The following is a 23,172-nucleotide window of genomic DNA, read 5'->3' as shown; positions in this document are numbered from 1 at the left end:
CTCACGAGCATTCACGGAGCCGCACGATGGGACGCCTCGCACAGACCGAAGGGCTCACCGAGATCCAGCGGGACATCCTCGCCACCGTGCGGGAGTTCGTCGACAAGGAGATCATCCCGGTCGCCACCGAACTGGAGCACCGGGACGAGTACCCGACCGCCATCGTCGAGGGCATGAAGCAGCTCGGCCTGTTCGGGCTGACCATCCCCGAGGAGTACGGCGGCCTCGGCGAGTCGCTGCTCACCTACGCCCTGGTGGTGGAGGAGATCGCCCGCGGCTGGATGTCGGTCTCCGGCATCGTCAACACCCACTTCATCGTGGCGCACATGATCGCCGCGCACGGCACCCCGGAGCAGAAGGAGCACTTCCTGCCCAGGATGGCGGCCGGCGAGCTGCGCGGCGCCTTCTCGATGTCCGAGCCGGGCCTGGGCTCCGACGTGTCGGCGATCTCCACCAAGGGCGTCCGGGACGGCGACTCGTACGTCCTGAACGGCCAGAAGATGTGGCTGACCAACGGCGGCACGTCCAGCCTGGTCGCGGTGCTGTGCCGGACCGACGAGGGCGGCAGCACCCCGTACAAGAACATGACCACCTTCCTGATCGAGAAGACCCCCGGCTTCGGGCCGAACGCGACGGTGCCCGGCCTGACCGTGCCCGGCAAGATCGAGAAGATGGGGTACAAGGGCGTCGACACCACCGAGCTGGTGCTCCAGGACGTCCGGGTCCCGGCCGACCGGGTGCTCGGCGGCGTCCCGGGGCGGGGTTTCTACCAGATGATGGACGGCGTCGAGGTCGGCCGGGTCAACGTGGCCGCGCGCGGCTGCGGGGTGGCCCGGCGGGCGTTCGAGCTGGGCATCGCGTACGCGCAGCAGCGGGTCACCTTCGGCAAGAAGATCGCCGAGCACCAGGCGATCCAGTTCAAGCTGGCCGAGATGGCCACCAAGGTCGAGGCCGCGCACCAGATGATGGTGATGGCCGCCCGGCGGAAGGACGGCGGGCAGCGCAACGACCTGGAGGCCGGGATGGCCAAGTACCTGGCCTCCGAGTACTGCAAGGAGGTCGTCGAGGACTCCTTCCGGATCCACGGCGGCTACGGCTTCTCCAAGGAGTACGAGATCGAGCGGCTGTACCGGGAGGCCCCGATGCTGCTGATCGGTGAAGGTACGGCGGAGATCCAGAAGATGATCGTGGGACGCCGGCTCCTGGAGGAGTACCGGCTCGCCGACTGACCGCGCCCCCGCCGCCGCCCCCGCCCCCCCGGCACCGGGGGGCGGCGCCCGGGGCGTTCCCCCCGCGTGCGGGTGCCGTCGAGCGCCGGGGGAACGCCTCCGCGCACCGCGTGTCACTCCGCCGTCACTGAGACGTGAATCACCCGTGACACCAGACCTCTTGGGGAACCGCCCCGGCTCCGGTTACGGTCGTACACATAGCAGGTACCCGTCTCGGCGGGCAGGCGTAGTTCGACTAGCAGGCGGCTTGCCCAGATACGGGCAGGTCCCGATAGCATCCACCCGGACAGCAGCCGTCCACACAACTCGATCCCCGCGGTGGCCCCCGTCCAGGGGCCATTCAGTGTCCCCGCGCGGGGCCGCGACTAAAGGTCCTCGATGCCCATCAGCCCGTCCCCTCACACCTCCGTCCAGGGTCCCGGACCCGAGGGTCGGCGTCCCCGCGTGACCATCGCGCGCGGTGCCACCCCCTGGTTCGTTCCCACGCTGGCCACCGCCGCCGTGACGACCGCCCTCACCCGGCGCTCCGGCAAGTGGGCCCTGGCGGCCGTGCCCGCCTGTGCCCTGAGCGCTGGCATGCTGTGGTTCTTCCGCGACCCGGAGCGCGAGATCGGCGCCGGACGGGTCATCTCCCCGGCCGACGGCGTGGTCCAGTCCATCGACGAGTGGCCGGACGGGCGCACCCGCGTCGCGATCTTCATGAGCCCGCTCAACGTGCACGTCAACCGCGCGCCGCTGGCCGGCGCCGTGACGTCGGTCGAGCACATCGCCGGTGGGTTCGTCCCGGCGTTCAACAAGGACAGCGACCGCAACGAGCGTGTCGTGTGGCACTTCGACACCGAGCTCGGCGACATCGAGATGGTGCAGATCGCGGGCGCAGTGGCCCGCCGCATCGTCCCCTACGTGGACGCCGGCACCAAGGTCGAGCAGGGCGAGCGGGTCGGTCTGATCCGCTTCGGCTCCCGCGTCGACACCTACCTGCCGGCGGGCGTCGAGGTCGGCGTCACGGTCGGCCAGAAGACCACCGCCGGGGTGACGCGCCTTGACCGTGACTGATCCTGAGACCCTGATGGAGCTCGACGACGAGTCGACCGAGCTCCGCCGCCGCCGCTGGGCGCGGGACCGCGAGCTGCGCGCCCCCCGCTCCCCCCAGCACCTGTCCACCGCCGACTTCCTCACCCTGGGCAACGCCGTCTGCGGCTTCCTGGCGATCTACTCGATCACCACCGGGATCCTCATGCCGCACCTGACCAACGAGTCGGCCGCCCCGGTCAAGCACAGCGCCGCCACCGCGGTGACGCTGCTGCTGATCGGCTCGATGTGCGACCTCTTCGACGGCCTGGTGGCGCGCAAGCTGCGCTCCTCCGCGCTCGGCGCCGAGCTCGACAACCTGGCCGACCTGATCAGCTTCGGCATCGCGCCGGCCTACTTCGTCGCGGTCTGGGGCCTGGTCTCCCCCGGCACCAACCAGCAGTTGTCCGCGTTCATCGCGCTGACCGTGCTGCTCGCCGTGGTGCTGCGGCTCGCCCGCTTCTCGGCGGTCAAGATGCGGCCGGGGATCTTCCAGGGCATGCCCTGCCCGATGGGCGCGATGACCGTGCTGGCGATCGTGCTGCTCGACCCGCCGTTCGTCCCCGGCCTGCTGATGATCTTCGGCGTGGCCTACCTGATGGTCAGCCGGATCGAGTACCCGAAGCCGCAGGGCCTGCTCGCCACCGCGACGCTCGCCTGGATCGTCGTCTCGATCGGCTGCCTCGCCTCCTGGGCGGCCGGCCTGCCCGGCGGCGACACGCTGATGCACATCGGCGCGGTCGCCCAGATCGCGCTCGCCGCGATGGCGCCGCTGCTGGTCATCCGCCGCAAGGTCGGCGAGAAGGTCGGCGTGGTGCGGGCGCGCCGGGCGGAGAACCGGGGCTGAGACGCCACCGCACGAGGAAGCCGCCCTCCCGGGAAGTTCTCCGGGAGGGCGGCTTCTTCGTGCGCGCGGTGCGGCCGGCCGCTCAGGCGCCGCCGTTGCCGCCGTTGTGGACGGAGAAGGCGCTGCGGCGGGCGGCCCGGGCCACCGCCGGGTCCGGGTGGACCGAGGCGACGGCGGTCAGCACGCTCGCGGCGCGCGGGTGGCCGGACTGCCGGGCCCGGTGGAACAGGCGCACCGGCTCGCCGGCCGAGGCGCCCTCGACGTGGCCGACCAGCAGCGCGGTCTCGCCGTGGTCCAGGACGGCGGCGGCGGTGTCGACCCACAGCCAGGCGGCGTCCTCCGCGCCGAGCACGTCGGCCGGGGAGACCCCGTCCTCGTCCAGCTGTTCGGCCAGCCAGAGCAGCGCGTAGGGGCGCAGGACGGGCTCCTCGACGGCGGCGCGCACGCCCTGCTCGGCGGTGGAGCCCGCCACCACCCGCAGCGCCTCGAAGGCCAGGCCGCGGACCAGCGCGTCCTCGCCGCGGGCGGCCTCCAGCAGTTCGGCGACCGCGCGGTCGGCCGGCCGGGCCGCGACCCAGGCCCGGAACTCGGCGCGGGCCGGGCCCGGGCTGTAGTCGGCGCAGGCGCTGAGCAGCTCGGCGGCGCTCTGCTCGATGTGGCCGGCGGCGGTCTGCGCGACGGTGCAGATCTCCTCCAGCTTGGCCCGGACGGCCCAGTGGCCGAGCGGGGAGAGCTCGGCGGCCTCGTCGCGGCGGCCGAGCGCGCCGACGGCGGCCAGGCCGTCGAGCATCCAGTCAAGGACGGCGGCGACGTCGGCGGGCGAGTGCGGGGTGTCGATCTGCGGTTCGCGGCAGGTGCCGCGGACGGCGGAGACCGCGAACGCGGCGTGCGGGACGGGCGACAGCGGGAAGGTGCCGGAGCTGGGGCCGAGGCGGCGCTCGTCGAGGCCTCGGCGGAGCAGTTCGAGCAGTTCGCTGTCGGCGACCGGGCCGTCCACCAGGTGCAGGAAGGACAGCAGCTGGGGGGCCTGGTCGACGGCCTGGCCGGCCAGCTGGGCGAAGACGCCGCGCAGCGCGGCGGGCGGGACGGGGGCGAGCAGCGTCCAGGCGTCGAACAACGCGGACCAGCCGCGGATCACCGCCTCGTCGTCGTGCTCCCAGGCGTGCAGCCGCCAGCCCGGCCCGGCCCCGCCGTCGCGGAGCTCGACCAGGCCGACCAGCAGGGCCTGGCCCCAGGAGTTGGCGGCGGCGCCGACGGTCATCGCGAGGGCCCGGCCGGCGGCGCGGGCGTCCTCGGGGAGGAGCTCGCCGCGCTTGTCGACCTCGGACAGCTCGCCCGCCCAGCGGGCGACCCGCACGGCGTCGGCGAGCATCCGGCGGGCCAGCGGGGCGAGCTCGGAGGGCGCCGGGAAGCCGTCGGGGACGGGCACCCGGCCGCGTCCAGGCTTCGCGGGGACCCGGCGGCGGGGGGCGGCGGCGGGGGGGGTGCCCTCCACACGACCGACGGCCGCCGTTCCGGGCAGACGGGTCACCGTCGCACCGGTGCGGTGGGGCGGGTGCGGGGCATCACGGTCGCGCGGGTTCCGAGACGTCACGCCGTGCAGTCTTCCCCTTGTACGGGCCTTCTGTCACATCGACTGTCGACCTGTCTCGGCCCGTTGTCCGAACGCCTCGAACTGCCGGGGGACGAATCGCCGCGAAACGGTACGAAGCACTCCGTTTCTCGACGTGGACATGGCAGGCATGGTGACCACTCCGAGACGGAGACGCGGTACCCGGCGTTCCGGTTCCCGCTGCTCCGCCGCCCGAACCCGCCGTACGGGCCCGATCGCTCAGAGCAGCGGGGTGAGGAAGCGGCGCAGCGCCTCGGTGTACCCGGCCGGGTCGGCGTTCCACAGCGCGGCGTGGCCGGCCCCCGGCACCGGGTGCAGGCTGACCAGGTCGTCCCGGCCGTCGGCGAGGCGCCGGGCGGCGCTCCACGGCGCGACCGGGTCGTCCGGGCTCTGCAGCAGCAGGGCGGGGGCGGGAAGGTCGGCGCCGGAGGCGATCCGGGCGAAGTCGGCCAGGTCGACGCCGGTGCGGCCCTCGGCGGCGAGCGCGCCCAGTTCGCCCAGCGCCGGGGAGGACCAGGCCCGGCCGGTCTCCCGGCGGACCGTCTCGGTCCAGTCCAGCACCGGGGAGTCCAGCACCACCCCGGCGATCCGGTCCCGCCAGGTGGAGCGGGCGGCCGTGTGCAGGGCGATGGTCGCGCCGACCGACCAGCCGTACAGCACCACCTGCCCGGCGCCCTGGGCCAGCGCGTACCGGATCGCCACGTCGACGTCCTGCCACTCGGTCTCGCCGAAGTGGCCCAGGCCGTCGGGCGAGGCGGGCGCGCCCCGGTCGCCGCGGTAGCTGACGGCCAGCGCGGGCAGCCGCAGCGCGTGCAGCAGCGGCAGCACCGGCAGGCACTGCTCGCGGTCGGTGCCGGGGCCGTGCACCAGCAGCACCCAGGTGCCGCGGGCGCCCGCGGTGCGCCAGGCCGGCAGGTTGCCGAGGTCGGCGGCGACCGCGACGTCCGTGTAGTCCAGGCCGAGCGCGGTGCGCGGGTCGCCGCGCAGCACCCGCGCGGTGACCTCGACCGCGGTGCCGACCGCGAGGGTGCCGCCGTCGGCCCGCTCCAGCCGCCGGGTGACCCGGCCGCCGGACTCGTCGAGCACCGCGCCGACCACGGCGTGCCCGCCGCCGGGCCACTCCAGCGCGTACGTGCCGCGCCGGCGGGTCTCCGGCGTCGCGGTCAGCACCACCCGCCCCGGCCCGAGCGCGACCACCTCGACCGGCACCGGCGCCGACAGCACCTGCCCCCCGGCCCCGGGCCGCACCACCCGGTCCGACACCTTCCGGCCCAGCAGCAGGAACGCCGCCGTCCCGGTCCCTACTGCGGCGGCCGCGACGGCGGCTGCGGTTCCCCAACGCATGGCGGTCTCCCGGGTGCTGGCGGTGCTGTGCCTCCCAGTGCACCTGCCCCGGAGCCGGACGGCCATTCGGGGCCGCGATGCGGGTGACGGGCGACGGCGGCGCGGGGGCCGGGGGCGGGGGCCGGGGCGAGGGAGGGGACGAAGCGGGATGGCGACGGTGTGTGACCAAACGCTCCGTCGGGTCGGTTGACTGCCGCGAAGCGGGCGTGGTGGGATCTTCGGGCCAAACGGAGGCAAGCAGAGGAAGCCGGTGCGAGTCCGGCGCGGTCCCGCCACTGTGACCGGACACCCCGCGCGGGGGTGGCCGGAAGTCAGGAGACTCTGGCCTCCGTTCCGTCGATCCAGGGCGCGGACCCTGAGTGAGGACACGACGCCATGCGGGCTGCCCCGTACCTGGTGGGCGCGGTCGCGGGATATCTCGCGGACGCCCGGTTCGGAGACCCCCGGCGCGGACACCCCGTCGCCCTGTTCGGCGCCGCCGCGGGCCGGTTGGAGCGCCGGCTGTGGCGTGACCACCGGGGGGCGGGGGCGCTGCACGCGGCGCTCGCGGTCGGCGCGGTCGCGGGCGGGGCGGTGCTGGCCGGCCGGGCGGTGCGGCGTTCGCCGCTGGCCGGGGGGGCGCTGGCGGCCGGGGCGGTGTTCACCGTGCTCGGCGGGACGTCGCTGACCCGGGAGGCGGCCGCGATCGGCCGTTCGCTGGCGGACGGCGACCTGTCGGCGGCCCGGGAGCGGCTGCCGCACCTGTGCGGGCGCGACCCGTCCGGCCTGGACGAGGCGCAGGTGGCGCGGGCGGTGGTCGAGTCGGTCGCCGAGAACACCGCGGACGCGGTGGTGAACGCCCTGGTGTGGGGCGGTGTCGCGGGCGTGCCGGGGCTGTTGGCGTTCCGGGCGGTGAACACGCTGGACGCGATGGTGGGGCACAAGTCGGCCCGCTACCGGCGGTTCGGCTGGGCGTCGGCCCGGCTGGACGACGTCGCGGGGTGGCCGGGCGCCCGGCTGACCGCGCTGCTGACGGTCGCCGCGTCCGGCGCCCCGACCCGCGCCTGGCGGGTCTGGCGGCGGGACGGCTCCGCGCACCCGAGCCCGAACGCGGGCCAGGCGGAGGCCGCGTTCGCGGGCGCGCTGGGCGTGCGGCTGGGCGGGACGCTGCGCTACGGCGAGCGGGTCGAGCACCGGCCGGTGCTGGGCGCGGAACTGCCGCCGGTCGGCGCGGCCGACATCGCCCGGGCCTGCCGGCTGTCGCGCCGGGTCGGCGCGCTCGCGCTGGCGACGACGCTCACCGCCCGGGCGCTGGGCGGGCGGGCGCTGGGCGGGCGGGTACGGCGCGGGTGAGCCCGCTGTCGCGACCGCCCCGCCCCGGGCGGGCCTCCGGCCTGCCCGCTCCTCTTCTCCTCCTCCCGCTCCGCTTCCTCGAAGGAGTTCTGCCGTGAACGGCGCGCTGTTGGTGGCCGGTACGACCTCGGACGCGGGGAAGAGCGTGGTGACGGCGGGCATCTGCCGCTGGCTGGCCCGGCAGGGGGTGCGGGTGGCGCCGTTCAAGGCGCAGAACATGTCGTTGAACTCGTTCGTGACGGCCGACGGGGCGGAGATCGGGCGGGCGCAGGCGATGCAGGCGCAGGCGGCGGGGGTGGCGCCGGAGGCGGCGATGAACCCGGTGCTGCTGAAGCCGGGCGCGGACGGGCGCAGCCAGGTGGTGCTGCTGGGCCGGGCGGTCGCGGAGGTCGGGGCGCTGGACTACCGGGACCGCAAGCCGGTGCTGCTGGAGCGGGCGCTGGAGTGCCTGGCGGACCTGCGGTCGCGGTTCGACGTGGTGGTGTGCGAGGGCGCGGGCTCCCCGGCGGAGATCAACCTGCGGGACCGGGACATCGCCAACATGGGCCTGGCGTCGGCGGCCCGGCTGCCGGTCGTGGTGGTGGGCGACATCGACCGGGGCGGGGTGTTCGCGTCGATGTTCGGGACGCTGGCGCTGCTGTCGCCGGACGACCAGTCGCTGGTCGCCGGGTGGTTCGTCAACAAGTTCCGCGGCGACGCCCGGCTGCTGGCGCCGGGCCTGGAGATGCTGCGCGGGCTGACGGGCCGTCCGGTGCTGGGGACGTTCCCGATGCTGCCGGGCCTGTGGCTGGACGCGGAGGACTCGCTCGACCTGGCCTCGGTGGCGGCCCGCCCGTCGGCGGGCGGGCCGGTGGGGGCGCAGGTGCTGCGGGTCGCGGTGGTGCGGCTGCCGCGGCTGTCGAACTTCACGGACGTGGACGCGCTGGCGCAGGAGCCGGGCGTGCTGGTGCGCTGGGCGACCCGCCCGGAGGAGCTGGCGGACGCCGACCTGGTGGTGCTGCCGGGCACCCGGGCCACCGTCGCGGACCTGGCCTGGCTGCGGGCGCGGGGCCTGGCGGAGCCGCTGGCGGCGCGGGTCGCGGCGGGGCTGCCGGTGCTGGGGGTGTGCGGCGGCTACCAGATGCTGGGCCGGGAGATCGTGGACGCGGTGGAGTCGAAGTCGTCCGGCCCGGTGGCGGGCCTGGGGCTGCTGCCGACCCGGGTGGTGTTCGGCGCCGAGAAGGTGCTGGCCCGGCCGGCGGGCGTGGCGCTGGGCGAGCGGGTCGAGGGCTACGAGATCCACCACGGGGTGGTTGCGGTGGAGGGCGGCGAGCCGTTCGTCACCGACGACGCGGGCCGCCCGCTGGACGGCTGCCGGCTGGGCCCGGTGTGGGGCACCACCTGGCACGGGGTGCTGGAGAACGACGCGTTCCGCCGGGCCTTCCTGGCCGAGGCGGCCCGCGCGGCGGGCCGGGCGTTCGTCCCGGCGCCGGACACCTCGTTCGCCGCGGCCCGCGAGCAACAGCTCGACGCGCTGGGCGACTTGGTCGCCGAGCACGCCGACACGGACGCACTGTGGAAGCTGATCGAGAACGGGGCACCGGCGGGTCTGCCGTTCGTGCCGCCCGGGGCCCCGGCCCCGCTGGAGATGGGGAGTGCGAAGTGACCGAGGCCCGTTATCCGTTCACGGCGATCGTGGGCATGGACGACCTGCGGCTGGGGCTGTTGCTGAACGCGGTCTCGCCGGCCGTGGGCGGGGTGCTGGTGCGGGGCGAGAAGGGGACGGCGAAGTCGACGATGGTGCGGGCCCTGGCAGGGCTGCTGCCGTCGATCGCGACGGTGCCGGGGTGCCGGTTCGCCTGCGACCCGGCGGCGCCGGACCCGCAGTGCCCGGACGGGCCGCACGACGGCGGGGCGGCGGCCGAACGCCCGGCGTTCCTGGTGGAGTTGCCGGTGGGCGTCTCGGAGGACCGGGTGGTCGGCGCGCTGGACCTGGAGCGGGCGCTCGCCGAGGGCGTGCAGGCGTACGAGCCGGGGCTGCTGGCGAAGGCGCACCGCGGCGTGCTGTACATCGACGAGGTGAACCTGCTCCAGGACCACCTGGTGGACCTGCTGCTGGACGCGGCGGCGATGGGCCGCTCGTACGTGGAGCGGGAGGGCGTGTCGGTGCGGCACGCGGCCCGGTTCCTGCTGGTCGGGACGATGAACCCGGAGGAGGGTGAGCTGCGGCCGCAGCTGCTGGACCGGTTCGGCCTGACCGTGGAGATCGCGGCGACCCGGGACGCGGACGAGCGCGCCGAGGTGGTGCGCCGGCGGCTCGCGTACGACGCCGACCCGGCCGGCTTCGCCGCGCGCTGGGACGAGCGGGAGCGGGAGCTCGCCGAACGGATCACCGCCGCACGGGAGTTGCTGGCCGACGTCGAGCTGTCCGACCTGGCGCTGCGGCAGATCACGGCGGTCTGCGCGGCGTTCGAGGTGGACGGCCTGCGCGCGGACATCGTGATGGCCCGGACGGCGGTCGCGCTGGCCGCCTGGGCGGGGCGCGGCGCGGTGCTGGAGGAGGACGTCCGGACCGCCGCCCGGCTGGCGCTGCCGCACCGGCGGCGGCGCAACCCGTTCGACGCGCCGGGGCTGGACGAGGAGCAGCTGGACCGCACGCTGGCCGAGCACCAGCCGCCGGAGGACCCGGAGGACCCGGAGGGCCCGGAGGACCCGGAGGGCCCCGAGGACGACGGCCCCGGCGGCGGTCCGGACGGCGGCGGCCCGGACGGCGGCGGGGCGCCGGAGCCGGAGCCGGGTGACGGCAACGCCCCGAGCGGGGAGGCCGGTTCGGACGAGTCGCCCGCCCCGCCCCGGCAACGCCCGGGCGGGGGACGGGAGTCGGCGCCGGTCGCGGCCGATCAGCCGTACCGCACCAGGCTGTTCACGGTGGACGGGACGGGCCGGGGCGCGCAGGGCCGGCGCTCCCCCGCCGAGACGGACGCCGGGCACACCATCCGGGCCCGCCGCCCGCGCGGCCGGCTGTCCCGGCTGCACCTGAGCGCGACGCTGCGCGCGGCCGCCCCGCACCAGGTGGCGCGCGGGCGGGCCGGGCGGGCGCTGGTGCTGCGCCGGGACGACCTGCGGGAGCAGGTGCGCCGGGGCCGGGAGTCGAACCTGGTGCTGTTCGTGGTGGACGCCTCGGGTTCGATGGCGGCCAGGCAGCGGATGACGGCGGTGAAGGGCGCGGTGCTGTCCCTGCTGATGGACGCGTACCAGCGGCGCGACAAGGTCGGGCTGGTGACGTTCCGGGGCGCGGGCGCCGAGTTGGCGCTGCCGCCGACCTCCTCGGTGGAGGTGGGCGCGGCCCGGCTGGAGCAGTTGCCGACCGGCGGCCGGACGCCGCTGGAGGCGGGCCTGCTGCGGGCGCACGAGGTGCTGCGGGTGGAGCGGCTGCGCGACCCGGACCGGCGTCCGCTGCTGGTGCTGGTGACCGACGGCCGGGCCACCGGCGGGAAGGACGCGCTGCCGCGGGCCCGCCGGGCGGCCGGCCTGCTGGCGGCGCAGGGCGTGGCCGCGGTGGTGCTGGACTGCGAGTCCGGCCCGGTCCGGCTGGGCTTGGCACGGGAGTTGGCCGCGCACCTGAACGGTGACGCGGTGAGCCTGGACGAGCTGCGGGCCGAGGGGGTGGCCTCGCTGGTGCGGGAGGCCCGGACCACGATGACGATGACGACGACGCGAAAGGCGGCGTGAGCGGTATGCCCAAGGGAGTGGCGGAGAACGTCCCGGACGACGGCCTGACGACGCGTCAGCGCCGGACCCAGCCGATCACGGCGGTGCACACCGGGCCGGGCAAGGGCAAGTCGACGGCGGCGTTCGGGATGGCGCTGCGGGCCTGGAACCAGGGCTGGCCGATCGGGGTGTTCCAGTTCGTGAAGTCGGCGAAGTGGAAGGTCGGCGAGGAGAACGCGCTGCGGGTGCTCGGCGGGTCCGGGCAGGGCGGCACGGTGGCCTGGCACAAGATGGGTTCGGGCTGGTCGTGGGTGCAGCGCGACATCGAGTCCTCGGAGGAGGCGGCCCGGGAGGGCTGGGAGCAGGTCAAGCGCGACCTGGCGGCCGAGACGTACCGCTTCTACGTGCTGGACGAGTTCACCTACCCGCTGCACTGGGGCTGGATCGACGTGGCGGAGGTGGTGGAGGTGCTGCGCGGGCGCCCGGGCAGCCAGCACGTGGTGGTGACCGGCCGCCACGCGCCCGAGCCGCTGCTCGAACTGGCCGACCTGGTCACCGAGATGACCAAGGTGAAGCATCCGATGGACGCGGGCCGCAAGGGCCAGCGCGGTATCGAGTGGTAGCGGGTTGAACACGGTGATTCCGCGGCTGGTGGTCGCCGCGCCGTCCTCGGGGGCGGGCAAGACGACGGTGGCCACCGGCCTGATCGCGGCGCTGGCCGCGCGCGGGCTGAAGGTCTCCCCGCACAAGGTCGGCCCGGACTACATCGACCCCGGCTACCACGCGCTGGCCGCCGGGCGCCCGGGCCGCAACCTGGACGCCTGGATGAGCGGCCCGGAGCGGATCGCCCCGCTGTTCGCGCACGGCGCGGCCGGGGCGGACGTCGCCGTGGTCGAGGGCGTGATGGGCCTGTACGACGGGGCCGCCGGGCGCGGCGAGCTGGCGTCGACGGCGCAGGTCGCGAAGCTGCTGCGGGCGCCGGTGGTGCTGGTGGTGGACGCCTCCTCGCAGTCCCGGTCGGTGGCGGCGCTGGTGCACGGCTTCGCGTCCTGGGACCCGGAGGTCCGGCTGGCCGGGGTGATCCTGAACAAGGTCGCCTCCGACCGGCACGAGACGCTGCTGCGCGAGGCCCTGGAGGAGGGCTCGGGCGTGCCGGTGCTGGGCGCGGTGCGCCGGGCCGGGGCGGTCGACACGCCGTCCCGGCACCTGGGGCTCGTCCCGGCCGTCGAGCGCTCCGCGGAGGCGCTGCGGGCGGTCCGCGAGATGGGCGAGCTGGTCGGCCGCTCGGTCGACCTGGACGCCGTGCTGGCGCTGGCCCGGACCGCCCCGCCGCTCACCGCCGCGCCCTGGGACGCGGCGGCCGAGGTCGGGCCGGTCGGCGAGGACGCGGCGGTGAGCGGCGGGCCGGCGGCCGAGGGCGGGCCGGTGAGCGGCGGGCCGGTCGCCGGGCCCCGGCCCCGGATCGCGCTGGCGGGCGGCGCGGCGTTCTCCTTCTCGTACGCGGAGAACGCCGAGCTGCTGGCCGCGGCCGGCGCCGAGGTGGTGCCGTTCGACCCGCTGCACGACGAGGAACTGCCGGAGCGGACGGCCGCGCTGGTGATCGGCGGCGGCTTCCCCGAGGTGTACGTCTCCGAGCTGAGCGCCAACGCGGCGCTGCGCGGGGCGGTCGCCGAACTGGCCGCCGCCGGGGCCCCGGTGGTCGGCGAGTGCGCCGGACTGCTCTACCTGGGGCGGGAGTTGGACGGCCTGCCGATGTGCGGGGTGCTGGACACGGCGGCCCGGATGACGCCCCGGCTGACCCTCGGCTACCGGGAGGCGGTCGCGCTCGCGGACTCCCCGCTGGCGGCGGCCGGCTCCCGGGTCCGCGGCCACGAGTTCCACCGCACCGCCACCGACCCGGCGGCCGGCCCGTCCCCCGCCTGGGGCTGGCGCACCCCCACCGGGCCGCACACCGAGGGCCACCTGCACGGCTCGGTGCACGCCTCCTACCTGCACCTGCACTGGACGGGCGCGCCCGCGCTGCCCGCCCGGCTGGTCCGGCAGGCGGCGGCCTGGGCGGCCGGGACCGCCGGGCGGGACTGAGCGGGCGGGGGCCTGGACGGGTCGGGGCCGGGTGGGGGCGTCTCCGCCCGGCCCCGACCCGTCCGAGGGGTCAGACCACCTGCTGGGAGGGCGTCCCGGCGCCGCGCTGGTCCTCGGTGGCCAGGCCCAGCTGGCGGCGCAGCTCGGCGACCAGGTCCGCGCCGAGGTGTTCCTCGGCGGTCCTGAACTCGCGGTGGACGGCGGCCAGGTCCCCGCCCGCGGCGGCGGCCCGGTAGTGCTGGGCGGCGACCCGCATCTCGCCCGCCAGCCGGGCGACGGTCCCCCGGTCGGCGGCGGCCCACGTGGCGGCCTCCAGCCGGCCCGCCTCCCGGTCGGCCGCGGTGGACAGCTCGGTGGCCCAGCGCCGGAAGCCCGCCAGGTCGCTCGCGGTCTCGAAGTCCTCCTCCGCGTTCTCGTACCGGACGTCCTCGAACGCGTTGGTGACGTCCAGGAACTGCTTCTGGTCGGAGGTCAGCTCCTGGTGCAGCGAGCCGGTGCGGGGCTTGGTGGTCTGCAGGAGGCAGATGATCCACCGGTTGCCCGCCTCGTCCCACTCCTCCCGGTCGGGGATGGCGTACGTGGGGTCGACGTCGTCCGGGAGCGCCCAGCTGTCCGGCAGGTACTGGTCGATGTGCTGCGCGCAGGCCACGGCGGCCTGCTTCTGCAGCGGCTTCGCGCCGGGGTAGCCGTTGCCCTCCCGGCTGACCACCGCGACCCAGTAGACCTCGACGTTGTGCGGCGCCGAACAGTCGGGCTTCTTCGTCGCGATGTGGCCCACCAGGGTCGCGCAATCGCCGGTGCGCAGCCGGAACGGCGAGTTCGCGGCCAGGAAGTCGGAGCCGGAACGGCGGGCGGACGGCCGGTCCGCCGCGTCGTACGCGCCGCCCGCGATCGTCAGGCCGAGCAGCAGCAGCCAGACCGTGCCGACCGAGATCGCCGCGATCGCCATGCCCCGGCCGCGCTGGCCGGTCCGCTTGATCTGCACCAGCGCGACGATGCCCAGGACGATCCCGATGATCCCGAAGAAGCACAGGAAACTCACCACCAGCGCGGCGATGGCCACCCCGTTGCTGTACAGCGAGGGATCCCTCGGCGGCGGCGGGTAGGCCGGGTAGCCGACCGGCTGACCCACCGGGACGCCCTGTCCCCACGGGCTGCGGGCCTCGACGGGGGCCCACGGGTTGGCCGCGGCGGGGGCGGGGACGGGAGCACCGGGCGACGGGACGCCGGGAGCGGGGGCGGGGGCGGGCACCGGGGGCGCCCAGGGGTTCGCGGCGGCGGGCTCGGGTCCGGGCTCGGTGTCAGGCACAGCGTCAGGCACGGGCGCGGCGTCAGACGTGGCGTCAGAGACGGGCGCGGGGGCGGGCTTCTCCAGGGAGAAGGCGGGCGGGTCGGGCGGGGTGTCGTCCCGGGCGGCGGCCGGGTCGTCCTTCCCGGTGTGCCCCTGCTCGAACGACATCGGTGTTCCCCCCTGGGTGTGGTGCGGGTCGAGGCTGCGCGAATATAGCGGACCGGGCCGTCCGTTCCGTGCCCGGGCATCCATTGCATGCAGTGCATGCAGCGACCTAGGCTGGCCGCGTGCAGACCGAGAGCACCCGCCACCGACTGCGGGAACTGATCCTGGACGGCCGCTACCCGCCGGGTTCGCGGCTGGGCGAGGTGGAGGTCGCCGAGGGCCTGGGGGTGAGCCGCACACCGGTGCGGGAGGCGTTCCGGGCGCTGACCGCGGACGGGCTGCTGGCGGCGGCGGGCCGGGGCGTGCGGGTGGTGCGGCTGGACGGCGCGGAACTGGCGCACGTCCACCGGGTGCGGGCCGCGCTGGAGGCGCTGACCGCCGAGCTGGCGGCCGAGCGGCAGCGGGCCGGGCGGCTCGCCCCGGCCGAGCTGGCGGACCTGGCCGCGCTCGCCGACCGTACCCACCAGGCCACCGCGGCCGGGGAGTTGGCGGCGGCGGTGCGGCTGAACCGGGCCTTCCACCGGCGGGTGGCCGAGCTGGCGGCCAACCCGGTGGCGCTGCGGAGCCTGGACCGGCTGTGGGACCAGATCCAGGTCTCCACCCTGCGCTCCCTGCGGCCGCCCGAGCGCACCGCCCTGGTCGACGCCCAGCACCGCGAACTGCTGGCCGCGATCACCGCCGGCGACCCGGCCGCGGCCGCGGCGGCCGCCCGCCGGCACGTCCTGGACACCGCAGGCACCGCCGACACCGGCGACACCGAGCCGCCCGCCGACACCGAGCGGCCCGCCGTTCCCGACCACCCCGACGACCAGGAGTGACCCGCATGGCCTTCTCCCGCTCCCACCAGTACGCCCTCCGGGTCGAGTGGACCGGCAACCTCGGCACCGGCACCGACCACTACCGCTCCTACCGCCGGGACCACACGGTGTCGGCGGAGGGGCTGCCGGACATCCTGGGCAGCGCCGACCCGACCTTCCGCGGCGACCGCTCGCGGTGGAACCCGGAGCAGTTGCTGCTGGCGGCGCTGGCGCAGTGCCACATGCTGTCCTACCTGCACCACTGCGCGGTGAACGGCGTCGTGGTGCTCTCCTACGCGGACGACGCCACCGGGACGATGGAGACCGAGGGCAACGGCGGACGGTTCACCGGAGCGCTGCTGCGGCCGCGGGTCGAGGTCGCGGCGGCGGAGATGCGGGAGCGGGCGCTGGCGCTGCACGGCCCGGCGTCCCGGGACTGCTTCATCGCTTCCTCGGTGAACTTCCCGGTGCGGCACGAGCCGGTGGTGGCGGTCCGCGCCGATAGCTGACGCCTGGTCAACTGCCGTACTGGTGCTGGCACCAGGGCTGGTGGCGTGGCGGGCCGCAGGGAAAAGACGGAGGCTGGCGGGATCGTGCGGCGGGGGTGCCGGGGCGAAGACTTGCGGGTATGCGAATCATCCGCCGGGGCGCCGCCCTCGCCGCCGCCACCACCGTCCTGCTCGGCCTCACCGCGCCGCTCGCCCTCGCCTCGTCCGCCCTCGCCGCGCCGGCCCGCGGCGACCTGGGCTGGGGGGCCTGCCCGTCCGATCCGCCGGACGGGCGGCAGCGCTGCGCCGAGTTGTCCGTCCCGCTCGACCACGCCCGGCCCGACGGGCCGTCCATCTCGCTCGCCGTCTCCCGGATCGCCACCGCCCGGCCCGAACTGCGGCGCGGGGTGCTGGTGCTGATACCGGGCGGCCCCGGCGGTTCGGGGCTGAACGGGCCGAGCAGTGCCGCGAAGCGGCTGCCGCAGTCGGTGCTGGACAGGTACGACCTGATCGGCTTCGACCCGCGCGGCGTGGGCGCCTCCACCCCGCTCGACTGCGGCTTCGACCACGCCGACCTGGCCCGCAGCCACGCCCTGCCCTGGCCCGCCCCGGACGGCGGGATCGACGCCAACCTGGCCACCGCCCGGCGGATGGCGGCGGACTGCGCGACCGGCGGCGGCGCACTGGCCCGCGGCATCAGCACCCGCGCCGAGGCCCGGGACGTCGACCGGATCCGGCAGGCCCTCGGCGAGCGCCGGATCTCGATCTGGGGCGTCTCCTACGGCACCTACGCGGGCGCGGTGTACGCCGCGATGTTCCCGGGCCGCACCGACCGCGTCCTGCTGGACAGCAACGACGACCCGGATCCGGCCCGGGTGGAGCGCGGCTGGCTGGCCGCCTACGCCACCGGCGCGGAGGACCGCTTCCCGGACTTCGCGGCCTGGGCGTCCTCCCCCGCCGCCGGCGAGTACCGGCTCGGCGACACGCCGGAGCAGGTCCGGGCCGCCTACCTGGCCGCCGCCGAGCGGCTGGACGGCGCGCCGCTGCCCTGGCCCGGCGCCAACCCGGAGCGGCTGGACGGCAACGCGCTGCGCTCCGCGATGCTCGACAGCCTGTACGCGGACGCCCGGTTCCCCCGGTTCGCGGGCCTGGTCCAGGCCGCCGAGGGCCGACGCCCGCTGCCCGCCCCCGACAGCGCGCCGGAGGCGGCGGTGCGCAACGGCCTCTCGGTCTCGCTCGCCACCCTGTGCAACGACGTGGCGTGGCCGCGCGACCCGGCCTCGTACGCGGCGGCGGTGGCCGCCGACCGGGCCGCGCACCCGCTCACCGCGGGCATGCCGGTGAACGTGACGCCCTGCGCGTTCTGGCCCTGGCGGCCCGCCGAACCGCCGGTCCCGATCACCCCGGCCGGGCCGTCGAACGTGCTGCTGGTGCAGAACCTGCGGGATCCGGCCACGCCGTACTCCGGCGCCCTGAAGCTCCGCGCCGCCTTCGGCGACCGGGCCCGGATGGTGGCGGTCGACTCCGGCGGCCACGACGCCTACCTGGCGAACGGCAACGCCTGCGGCGACGCCCTGGTGACGGAGTTCCTCACCACCGGCCGCCGCCCCGCGCGGGACGCGTTCTGCCCGAAGGCCGGGTGAGGCCGGTGGCGGTGGCGCGAGCGGGGTTCCGGGGGCGGTCAGCCGAGGTCGCGGCGGCGCAGGGCGGCCAGTCCGGCGGTGGCGGTCAGGGCGGTCAGGGCGGTGATCCAGAACAGCGGGGCGGCGGTGAGCCCGCCGCCGGGCAGGTGCGGGAGGTGGCTGAACGGGGAGAGGTCGAGCACGGCCTGCGGCAGTCGCAGGATCGGGCCGAGCCAGGAGACCAGCACGAACAGGCCGAAGCCGGCCCACCCGGCCGCCGCCCGGCGCGGCAGCAGGCCGTACGCGGCGAGGGCGACGGCCGCGGTCAGCCAGACCGCGGGGAGCTGGACGAGCGTCGCGCCGAGCATCCGGCCGACCGCGCCGCCCGCGCCGCCGCCGGTACCGCCGCCGCCCGCGCCGCCGCCGAGGGCCAGTCCTTCGGCGAGCCCGGCGGTGAGGCCGGCGGCGGCCAGCGGCAGGGCGGTGCCGAGCAGCGGGAAGAGCAGGTGCCCGGCGGCCCAGCGGAGCCGGGAGACCGCGCCCGCCAGCACGGGTTCGGCCCGGCCGGAGACCTCCTCGGCGCGCATCCGCAGCACGGCCTGGACGGCGTACACGGCGGCGGTCATGCCGAGCATGGTGGCGATGCTGGAGAGGTAGGCGTCCAGCACGCCCCGCTGCCCGCCGAGCCGGGCCAGCACGTCGGCCATCTGCCGGTTGTCGCCGATCAGGTCGACGACGCCCTTGGCGACGCCGCCGAAGACCGCGCCGGCGGCCGCGAAGGCCAGCGTCCAGCCGAGCAGCGGGCCGCGCTGCAGGCGGCGGGCCAGCGCGGCGGCGCTCGCCAGCGCGGGGGCGGCGGCGGCCGGGCCGGGGCGCTGCGGGAGCAGTCCGGCGCCCAGGTCGCGGCGGGCGACCAGGGCGCGGGCGAGCGCGGTGAGCAGGGCGGCTCCGGCCAGCGGGAGCAGCAGCACCCACCAGCGGTCGCCGCCGAACGCGCGGACCTGCTCGGCCCAGCCGAGCGGGGAGAGCCAGCCGACCCAGCCGGCGCCGCTGCCGGAGTCGCCGACGGCGCGCAGCACGAAGGCGGTGCCGATCGCCGCGCCGGCCAGGCCGTTGGCGGCCCGGGCGGTCTCGGCGAGCTGCGCGGTGACGGCGGCCAGCGCGGCGAAGAACAGGCCGGTGGCGCCGAGTCCGAGGGCGAAGGCGAGCGCGCCGGCGGCGGCCTGGCCGGCGCCGATCAGGGCGGCGGCGACCAGCGCGGCCAGCGCCGCGTTCGCGGTGAGCGCGGCGGCGAGGGCGGCGGTCAGCGGGGCGCGGCGGCCGACGGCGCCCGCGCCGACCAGTTCGAGCCGGCCGTCCTCCTCCTCGGCGCGGGTGTGCCGGACGACCAGCAGGGTCGACATCAGGGCGGCCAGCACCGCCCCGAACACGCCCATCCGCCACGCGGTCAGCCCGCCGATGGTGCTGCCGTCGAAGACCGGGCCGTACAGGGCGCGCAGCGAGCCGTTGCCGTCGATGCCGGCCGTGAAGGTCCGCCGGGCGGCCTCGTCGCCGTACAGCTCGCGGAAGGAGAAGGCGGTGGAGGCGACCATGCCGGTGCCGATGTACACCCACACCGGGAGGGCGATCCGGTCGCGGCGCAGCGCGAGGCGGTAGAGGACGCCGGTGCCGGCCAGGTCGTGGCCGCGGGAGCGGGCGGGGGCGGCCGGGTCCGGGGCGGGGGCGGGGGCGGCCGGGGCGACCGGGGTGCTGGTCATCGGGCGGCCGCCGCCGGGGTGTCCGCGCTGCCGCCGTCGCTCTCGTAGTGGCGGAGGAAGAGCTCCTCCAGGGTGGGCGGGCGGCTGGTCAGGGTGCGCACGCCGACGGCGGTCAGTTCGGCGAGCAGGTCGCCGAGCCGGTCGGTGTCGACCTGGCAGCGCAGCCGGTGGCCGTCGACGGCCAGGTCGTGGGCGTAGTCGGGGCGGGGCGGGGGCCCGGTGAGCTCGGCGTCGACCGAGGTGCGGGTGAGGTGGCGCAGGTCGGCGAGGGTGCCGGTCTCCACGGTGCGGCCGGCCCGGATGATCGAGACCCGGTCGCAGAGCGCCTCGACCTCGGACAGGATGTGGCTGGAGAGCAGCACGGTGGCGCCCCGGTCGCGGGCCTCGGCGACGCAGTCCCGGAAGACCTCCTCCATCAGCGGGTCGAGGCCGGAGGTCGGCTCGTCCAGGATCAGCAGGTCGACGTCGGAGGCGAACGCGGCGACCAGGGCGACCTTCTGCCGGTTGCCCTTGGAGTAGGTGCGGCCCTTCTTGGCGGGGTCGAGTTCGAAGCGTTCCAGCAGGGCCGCCCGGCGGGCCGGGTCGAGTCCGCCGCGCAGGCGTCCGAGCAGGTCGATCGCCTCCCCGCCGGAGAGGTTGCGCCACAGCGTCACGTCGCCGGGGACGTAGGCGAGTCGGCGGTGCAGCGGCACCGCGTCCCGCCAGGGGTCGCCGCCGAGCAGGACGGCGCTGCCGGAGTCGGCGCGCAGCAGGCCGAGCAGGACGCGGATGGTGGTGGACTTGCCGGAGCCGTTGGGCCCCAGGAACCCGTGGACCTCGCCCTGTTCGACCGTGAGGTCCAAGCCGTCCAAGGCGCGGGTGCGGCCGAAGGTCTTCACCAGGCCGGACACCGAGATGGCGGTCGTCATGGCACCGAAGCTACTCTCGTTTCACAGATTCGTGAAGTTACTGAAAGTCCCGGATCTCCACGGGTGCCGGGGCCCCGGGACGGCGGCGGAAGGCGGGCGGCGTGGGCGAGGCTGGCAGCGGGGCGGACGGCGTGGACGAGGCGGACGGCGCGGGCGGAGCGGGCGAGGCGGGCGGGGCCGGGCGGCGGGATCCGGCGGTGGTGGCCGAGTTCGTGGAGCGGTTCGCCGCCGTGCTGGTGGACGCCGGGTTCCCGCGGATGCCGGCCCGGGTGTTCACCGCCCTGCTGACCTCCGACTCCGGCCGGCTGACCTCCGCCGAGCTGGGCGAACTGCTGCGGGTCTCCCCCGCCGCGGTGTCCGGCGCGGTCCGCTACCTGGTGCCCGTCGGCCTGGTCGGCCGGGAGCGCGAACCCGGCTCGCGCCGCGACCGCTACCGCGTGCACGACCACGTCTGGTACGAGCTCACCGCCGGCCGGGACCGCACCCTGGCCCGCTGGGAGGCCGGCCTGACCGAGGGCGTCGAGGCGCTCGGGCCGGACACTCCGGCCGGGCGGCGGCTCGCCGAGTCGCTGGAGTTCTTCGCCTTCCTGCGGGCGGAACTGCCGCTGCTGCTGGAGCGCTGGCGCGAGCGCCGCCGCTGACCGCCCCTCAGCCGCCCTGCGGCGCGGGCGTGTAGCGCAGGACGGTGGACTCCCGGCGGACGAACCCGGCCCGCTCGTAGAGCCGGTTCGCGGCCTCCCGGGACGGGCGCGAGGTCAGGTCGACCGTGCGGGCCCCGGCGGCGGTCGCCAACTCCAGTGCGCGGTCGACGAGTCGCGCGCCGACACCGTGGCCCCGGGCGGCCGCGTCCACCACCACGTCCTCGATGTGCGCACGGCCGCCGGTCGGCAGCGGGACCACCACCAGGGCGAGGGTGCCGACGATCGCGCCGTCCAGCCGGGCCACGAGCAGCGTCGTCGCGTCGGAGGCCAGCACCCGGGCCAGCGCCGCCTCGTCCAACGGCTTGGCTGAGGAGGAGAGTTGGGGCAGCAGCCGGGCGTAGGCGGCGAGCACCTCGGCGGTCGGCGCGGTGACGGTCTCGATCAGTACGGTCATACCGGGAGGCTACTTCTTGCGCAGCTCCACCCGGCGGCCCCGGTGCGCCCAGAGCGGGAGCGAGACCAGCAGCAGGACCAGGCCCGTGAACAGGCCGACGGCCCACCGCGTCGGCAGCTCCGCCTCGGGCGTGCCCTCGATCGGGCTCTGCCGGCCGGCCGGGTCGTAGACGACGCGGAACGCGTCGCCGACCCGGCGGCCGTCGCACGGGGACAGCTCGTCGGGGATGTCCCGGCCGTCCTCGGCGCGCAGCAGGCAGGCCGAGGACCGCTTGCCGTGCGCGGGCTGGTACTTCGTGACCTCGGCCAGGGTCCGGGTGCCGTGCCGCTCCAGGACGGCGTCGCCGACCGCGGCGGCCGTGACGAAGGCGAACGCGAAGACCAGCAGGAGGACGGCGGTGGCCGCGACCCCGCCGGCCCGGGTCCGGTACCGCATCGCGACCATGCACACCAGGGTGACGCCGGTCAGGAACGCCGACAGCATCACGAGCGTCCTGCTGTGGCCGAACTGCCAGGCCGCCAGCAGGATCAGGGCGGAGCCGACCAGCAGGACCAGCAGCAGCCGACCCGTCGACCACCACTGCGCGGCGACCGTCTCGGGCCCCTTCGGTCTCCTCGGTATCGTGGTCATCCTTCACCTCTCCGGCTCGTTCCCCCGGGCGGGAAGGCAGTATAGACATCCCGTTCGCGCCCGGGACCTCGCCGGGCGGACGGTGCTCCTGCGCGCTAGCCGCCCGCGTAGGCGGGGGCGACGGCGGAGCGGGCCAGCACGGCGGGGGTGCCGGTGCCGTCGGCGGGGACGGTCCACAGGTCGGAGCCGTAGTCGCCGGGCATCGAGTAGAGCAGGGTGCGGTCGTCGGACCACAGTGCCTGGTCGTCGATGTTCCGCTGCTCGGCGGTCGCGGTCTCGGTCATGGTGGCGAGGTCCAGCACGTACAGCCGCCAGGGCGCGGCCGGGTCGGCGCCGTCCACCCGCTTCTTGTAGGCGACCCGGGTGCCGTCCGGGGAGAGCGAGGGGCACTCGACGTTCTGGTGCAGGGTGGTGAGGGTGCGGGTGGCCAGGTCGCCGCGGACCAGGTGGGTCCGGCCGCCGGTGGCGACCGTCGCGTAGAAGGAGTCGTCGTCGGCGAAGGTGACGCCCCAGACGTTGACGTCGGACGCCCGCACCGGGTGCCCGTCCTCGACCAGTTGGAAGTTCTCCAGGTTGTCGTAGAACTGCCAGCCGCGGGTGTCGACGATCGCGGTGCGGGTGGAGAAGTTCGTACCCGCGTACGAGTCGCCGCTGACGAACACCGTCCAGCCGACCAGGTGCCCGGACGGGGAGACCCGGGCCCGGGTCGGGATGCCCGGGGCGGGGAAGCGCCTGACCTCGTGCAGCGAGGCGTCCAGCACCGAGGCGTGGTAGGTGTCGTCCAGGGCGCCGTGTTCGGCCTGCAGGCAGACGGCGGTGCCGGCGGCGGCGTGGAAGCGCAGGCACTTGACGCCGGAGGCGGTGCGCGGGCCGTCCGGGTCGGTGGCGGGCACGGCGGCGATCTCGTCGCGGTGCGGGCCCCAGGCGAGGTTGCGCAGCAGCAGCCGGCGGCCGCCCGCCGCGTCCAGCGTGACCGTGCCCGCGCGCACCGGCGGCCCGCCGGCCTGCTCCTGGTCGCGGCGGTCGGAGCGGTGCGCGGCGTACCGGACGGCGGCGGTGCCGACGCCGGCCAGCAGCAGCACGGCGACCAGCAGCACCAGCAGCTTGCGCCGGACGGACGCGGGGCCGCCCGGCCCGGCCGGTTCGGGCTCGGGGGCGGGGGCGGAGCCGGATGCGGGGTCGACGTCGGCGGGAGCGGTCATGCCAGTGCCC

At 76.3% G+C, this 23,172-nt stretch carries 20 protein-coding genes and 1 riboswitch; of the genes, 12 read left to right on the top strand and 8 right to left on the bottom strand.

What is annotated here, in order from left to right; all coding sequences use genetic code 11:
* The first annotated feature begins 26 nt into the window (after positions 1 to 26).
* From KSE_RS27930 to KSE_RS27920, 3 genes are all read left to right on the top strand, one after another.
* The gene (locus KSE_RS27930) at positions 27 to 1,229 is read left to right on the top strand and encodes an acyl-CoA dehydrogenase family protein (protein ID WP_014138717.1); all 1,203 of its coding nucleotides are present in this window, start codon (positions 27 to 29) and stop codon (positions 1,227 to 1,229) included.
* A gap of 378 nt (positions 1,230 to 1,607) precedes the next feature.
* A complete protein-coding gene (locus KSE_RS27925; RefSeq protein ID WP_014138716.1) occupies positions 1,608 to 2,285 on the top strand; it encodes a phosphatidylserine decarboxylase in 678 nt (225 codons plus the stop codon).
* Positions 2,272 to 3,147: a CDP-alcohol phosphatidyltransferase family protein gene (locus KSE_RS27920; protein WP_407927454.1), complete on the top strand. Its 876-nt coding sequence runs from the start codon at positions 2,272 to 2,274 to the stop codon at positions 3,145 to 3,147. The genes KSE_RS27925 and KSE_RS27920 overlap by 14 nt, the downstream gene beginning before the upstream one ends.
* Before the next feature lie 82 nt (positions 3,148 to 3,229).
* Here the strand turns inward: KSE_RS27920 and KSE_RS27915 are convergent, their stop codons facing one another.
* Both KSE_RS27915 and KSE_RS27910 read right to left on the bottom strand, forming a co-directional pair.
* On the bottom strand, positions 3,230 to 4,576 hold the full coding sequence (locus KSE_RS27915) for a hypothetical protein (RefSeq protein WP_014138714.1): 1,347 nt from the start codon (positions 4,574 to 4,576) through the stop codon (positions 3,230 to 3,232).
* Positions 4,577 to 4,978: 402 nt separating this feature from the next.
* The gene (locus tag KSE_RS27910) at positions 4,979 to 6,103 is read right to left on the bottom strand and encodes an alpha/beta hydrolase family protein (protein WP_033258705.1); all 1,125 of its coding nucleotides are present in this window, start codon (positions 6,101 to 6,103) and stop codon (positions 4,979 to 4,981) included.
* Positions 6,104 to 6,317: 214 nt separating this feature from the next.
* Positions 6,318 to 6,447: riboswitch (cobalamin riboswitch) on the top strand.
* Between the two features lie 31 nt (positions 6,448 to 6,478).
* On the opposite strand from KSE_RS27910, the gene KSE_RS27905 reads away from it, so the two are divergent.
* The 5 genes from KSE_RS27905 to KSE_RS27885 all read left to right on the top strand — a co-directional run bounded on the left by KSE_RS27905 (position 6,479) and on the right by KSE_RS27885 (position 13,207).
* The gene (locus KSE_RS27905; protein ID WP_014138712.1) at positions 6,479 to 7,435 is read left to right on the top strand and encodes a cobalamin biosynthesis protein; all 957 of its coding nucleotides are present in this window, start codon (positions 6,479 to 6,481) and stop codon (positions 7,433 to 7,435) included.
* A gap of 94 nt (positions 7,436 to 7,529) precedes the next feature.
* A complete protein-coding gene (locus tag KSE_RS27900) occupies positions 7,530 to 9,080 on the top strand; it encodes a cobyric acid synthase (protein ID WP_014138711.1) in 1,551 nt (516 codons plus the stop codon).
* Positions 9,081 to 9,115: 35 nt separating this feature from the next.
* On the top strand, positions 9,116 to 11,146 hold the full coding sequence (locus KSE_RS27895; RefSeq protein WP_051055974.1) for a putative cobaltochelatase: 2,031 nt from the start codon (positions 9,116 to 9,118) through the stop codon (positions 11,144 to 11,146).
* A gap of 5 nt (positions 11,147 to 11,151) precedes the next feature.
* Positions 11,152 to 11,748, top strand: a complete 597-nt coding sequence (gene cobO, locus KSE_RS27890) for a cob(I)yrinic acid a,c-diamide adenosyltransferase (protein ID WP_014138709.1) — start codon at positions 11,152 to 11,154, stop codon at positions 11,746 to 11,748.
* Positions 11,749 to 11,761: 13 nt separating this feature from the next.
* A complete protein-coding gene (locus tag KSE_RS27885) occupies positions 11,762 to 13,207 on the top strand; it encodes a cobyrinate a,c-diamide synthase (RefSeq protein ID WP_014138708.1) in 1,446 nt (481 codons plus the stop codon).
* 70 nt (positions 13,208 to 13,277) lie between these two features.
* On the opposite strand, the gene KSE_RS27880 is transcribed toward KSE_RS27885, so the two are convergent.
* Positions 13,278 to 14,666 carry a DUF4190 domain-containing protein gene (locus KSE_RS27880; RefSeq protein WP_014138707.1) on the bottom strand — a complete coding sequence of 463 codons (1,389 nt, stop codon included), beginning with the start codon at positions 14,664 to 14,666 and terminating at the stop codon, positions 13,278 to 13,280.
* A 119-nt stretch (positions 14,667 to 14,785) separates the two neighbouring features.
* Here KSE_RS27880 and KSE_RS27875 point away from each other — a divergent pair, with 119 nt between their 5' ends.
* The 3 genes from KSE_RS27875 (at position 14,786) to KSE_RS27865 (ending at position 17,591) form a co-directional block, all read left to right on the top strand.
* Positions 14,786 to 15,481, top strand: coding sequence for a GntR family transcriptional regulator (locus KSE_RS27875; RefSeq protein WP_014138706.1), 696 nt, complete (start codon positions 14,786 to 14,788; stop codon positions 15,479 to 15,481).
* A 5-nt stretch (positions 15,482 to 15,486) separates the two neighbouring features.
* Positions 15,487 to 15,969, top strand: coding sequence for an OsmC family protein (locus tag KSE_RS27870; protein ID WP_014138705.1), 483 nt, complete (start codon positions 15,487 to 15,489; stop codon positions 15,967 to 15,969).
* 119 nt (positions 15,970 to 16,088) lie between these two features.
* Entirely contained in the window at positions 16,089 to 17,591 is a 1,503-nt protein-coding gene (locus tag KSE_RS27865) for an alpha/beta hydrolase (RefSeq protein ID WP_014138704.1), read from the top strand.
* Between the two features lie 38 nt (positions 17,592 to 17,629).
* Here KSE_RS27865 and KSE_RS27860 read toward each other — a convergent pair whose 3' ends face one another.
* Positions 17,630 to 19,327 carry an ABC transporter permease gene (locus tag KSE_RS27860; RefSeq protein ID WP_014138703.1) on the bottom strand — a complete coding sequence of 566 codons (1,698 nt, stop codon included), beginning with the start codon at positions 19,325 to 19,327 and terminating at the stop codon, positions 17,630 to 17,632.
* Positions 19,324 to 20,235 (bottom strand): ABC transporter ATP-binding protein, encoded by a 912-nt coding sequence (locus KSE_RS27855; RefSeq protein WP_014138702.1) that lies wholly within the window; start codon positions 20,233 to 20,235, stop codon positions 19,324 to 19,326. The genes KSE_RS27860 and KSE_RS27855 overlap by 4 nt, the downstream gene beginning before the upstream one ends.
* A 101-nt stretch (positions 20,236 to 20,336) precedes the next feature.
* Between KSE_RS27855 and KSE_RS27850 the strand changes: the two genes are divergently transcribed.
* Positions 20,337 to 20,876 carry a GbsR/MarR family transcriptional regulator gene (locus KSE_RS27850; RefSeq protein WP_014138701.1) on the top strand — a complete coding sequence of 180 codons (540 nt, stop codon included), beginning with the start codon at positions 20,337 to 20,339 and terminating at the stop codon, positions 20,874 to 20,876.
* A gap of 7 nt (positions 20,877 to 20,883) precedes the next feature.
* Here the strand turns inward: KSE_RS27850 and KSE_RS27845 are convergent, their stop codons facing one another.
* From KSE_RS27845 to KSE_RS27835, 3 genes are all read right to left on the bottom strand, one after another.
* The gene (locus KSE_RS27845) at positions 20,884 to 21,330 is read right to left on the bottom strand and encodes a GNAT family N-acetyltransferase (protein WP_014138700.1); all 447 of its coding nucleotides are present in this window, start codon (positions 21,328 to 21,330) and stop codon (positions 20,884 to 20,886) included.
* Between the two features lie 9 nt (positions 21,331 to 21,339).
* Positions 21,340 to 21,960 (bottom strand): hypothetical protein, encoded by a 621-nt coding sequence (locus KSE_RS27840; RefSeq protein ID WP_014138699.1) that lies wholly within the window; start codon positions 21,958 to 21,960, stop codon positions 21,340 to 21,342.
* Positions 21,961 to 22,055: 95 nt separating this feature from the next.
* Positions 22,056 to 23,162 (bottom strand): TolB family protein, encoded by a 1,107-nt coding sequence (locus KSE_RS27835; protein WP_014138698.1) that lies wholly within the window; start codon positions 23,160 to 23,162, stop codon positions 22,056 to 22,058.
* Positions 23,163 to 23,172: the final 10 nt, after the last annotated feature.

It is taken from the genome of Kitasatospora setae KM-6054 (genome assembly GCF_000269985.1).
Taxonomy (GTDB): Bacteria; Actinomycetota; Actinomycetes; order Streptomycetales; family Streptomycetaceae; genus Kitasatospora; species Kitasatospora setae.
The sequence above is the reverse complement of the archived record's forward strand: the minus strand, read 5'-3'. Positions and strand labels throughout refer to the sequence as shown.

Coding starts and splice junctions, on each gene's coding strand:
- KSE_RS27845 (WP_014138700.1), bottom strand. CDS start 21,330: ATGACCGTACTGATCGAGACCGTCACCGCGCCGACCGCCGAGGTGCTC.
- KSE_RS27865 (WP_014138704.1), top strand. CDS start 16,089: ATGCGAATCATCCGCCGGGGCGCCGCCCTCGCCGCCGCCACCACCGTC.
- KSE_RS27835 (WP_014138698.1), bottom strand. CDS start 23,162: ATGACCGCTCCCGCCGACGTCGACCCCGCATCCGGCTCCGCCCCCGCC.
- KSE_RS27925 (WP_014138716.1), top strand. CDS start 1,608: ATGCCCATCAGCCCGTCCCCTCACACCTCCGTCCAGGGTCCCGGACCC.
- KSE_RS27910 (WP_033258705.1), bottom strand. CDS start 6,103: ATGCGTTGGGGAACCGCAGCCGCCGTCGCGGCCGCCGCAGTAGGGACC.
- KSE_RS27905 (WP_014138712.1), top strand. CDS start 6,479: ATGCGGGCTGCCCCGTACCTGGTGGGCGCGGTCGCGGGATATCTCGCG.
- KSE_RS27840 (WP_014138699.1), bottom strand. CDS start 21,960: ATGACCACGATACCGAGGAGACCGAAGGGGCCCGAGACGGTCGCCGCG.
- KSE_RS27855 (WP_014138702.1), bottom strand. CDS start 20,235: ATGACGACCGCCATCTCGGTGTCCGGCCTGGTGAAGACCTTCGGCCGC.
- KSE_RS27895 (WP_051055974.1), top strand. CDS start 9,116: ATGGACGACCTGCGGCTGGGGCTGTTGCTGAACGCGGTCTCGCCGGCC.
- cobO (WP_014138709.1), top strand. CDS start 11,152: ATGCCCAAGGGAGTGGCGGAGAACGTCCCGGACGACGGCCTGACGACG.
- KSE_RS27930 (WP_014138717.1), top strand. CDS start 27: ATGGGACGCCTCGCACAGACCGAAGGGCTCACCGAGATCCAGCGGGAC.
- KSE_RS27860 (WP_014138703.1), bottom strand. CDS start 19,327: ATGACCAGCACCCCGGTCGCCCCGGCCGCCCCCGCCCCCGCCCCGGAC.
- KSE_RS27880 (WP_014138707.1), bottom strand. CDS start 14,666: ATGTCGTTCGAGCAGGGGCACACCGGGAAGGACGACCCGGCCGCCGCC.
- KSE_RS27870 (WP_014138705.1), top strand. CDS start 15,487: ATGGCCTTCTCCCGCTCCCACCAGTACGCCCTCCGGGTCGAGTGGACC.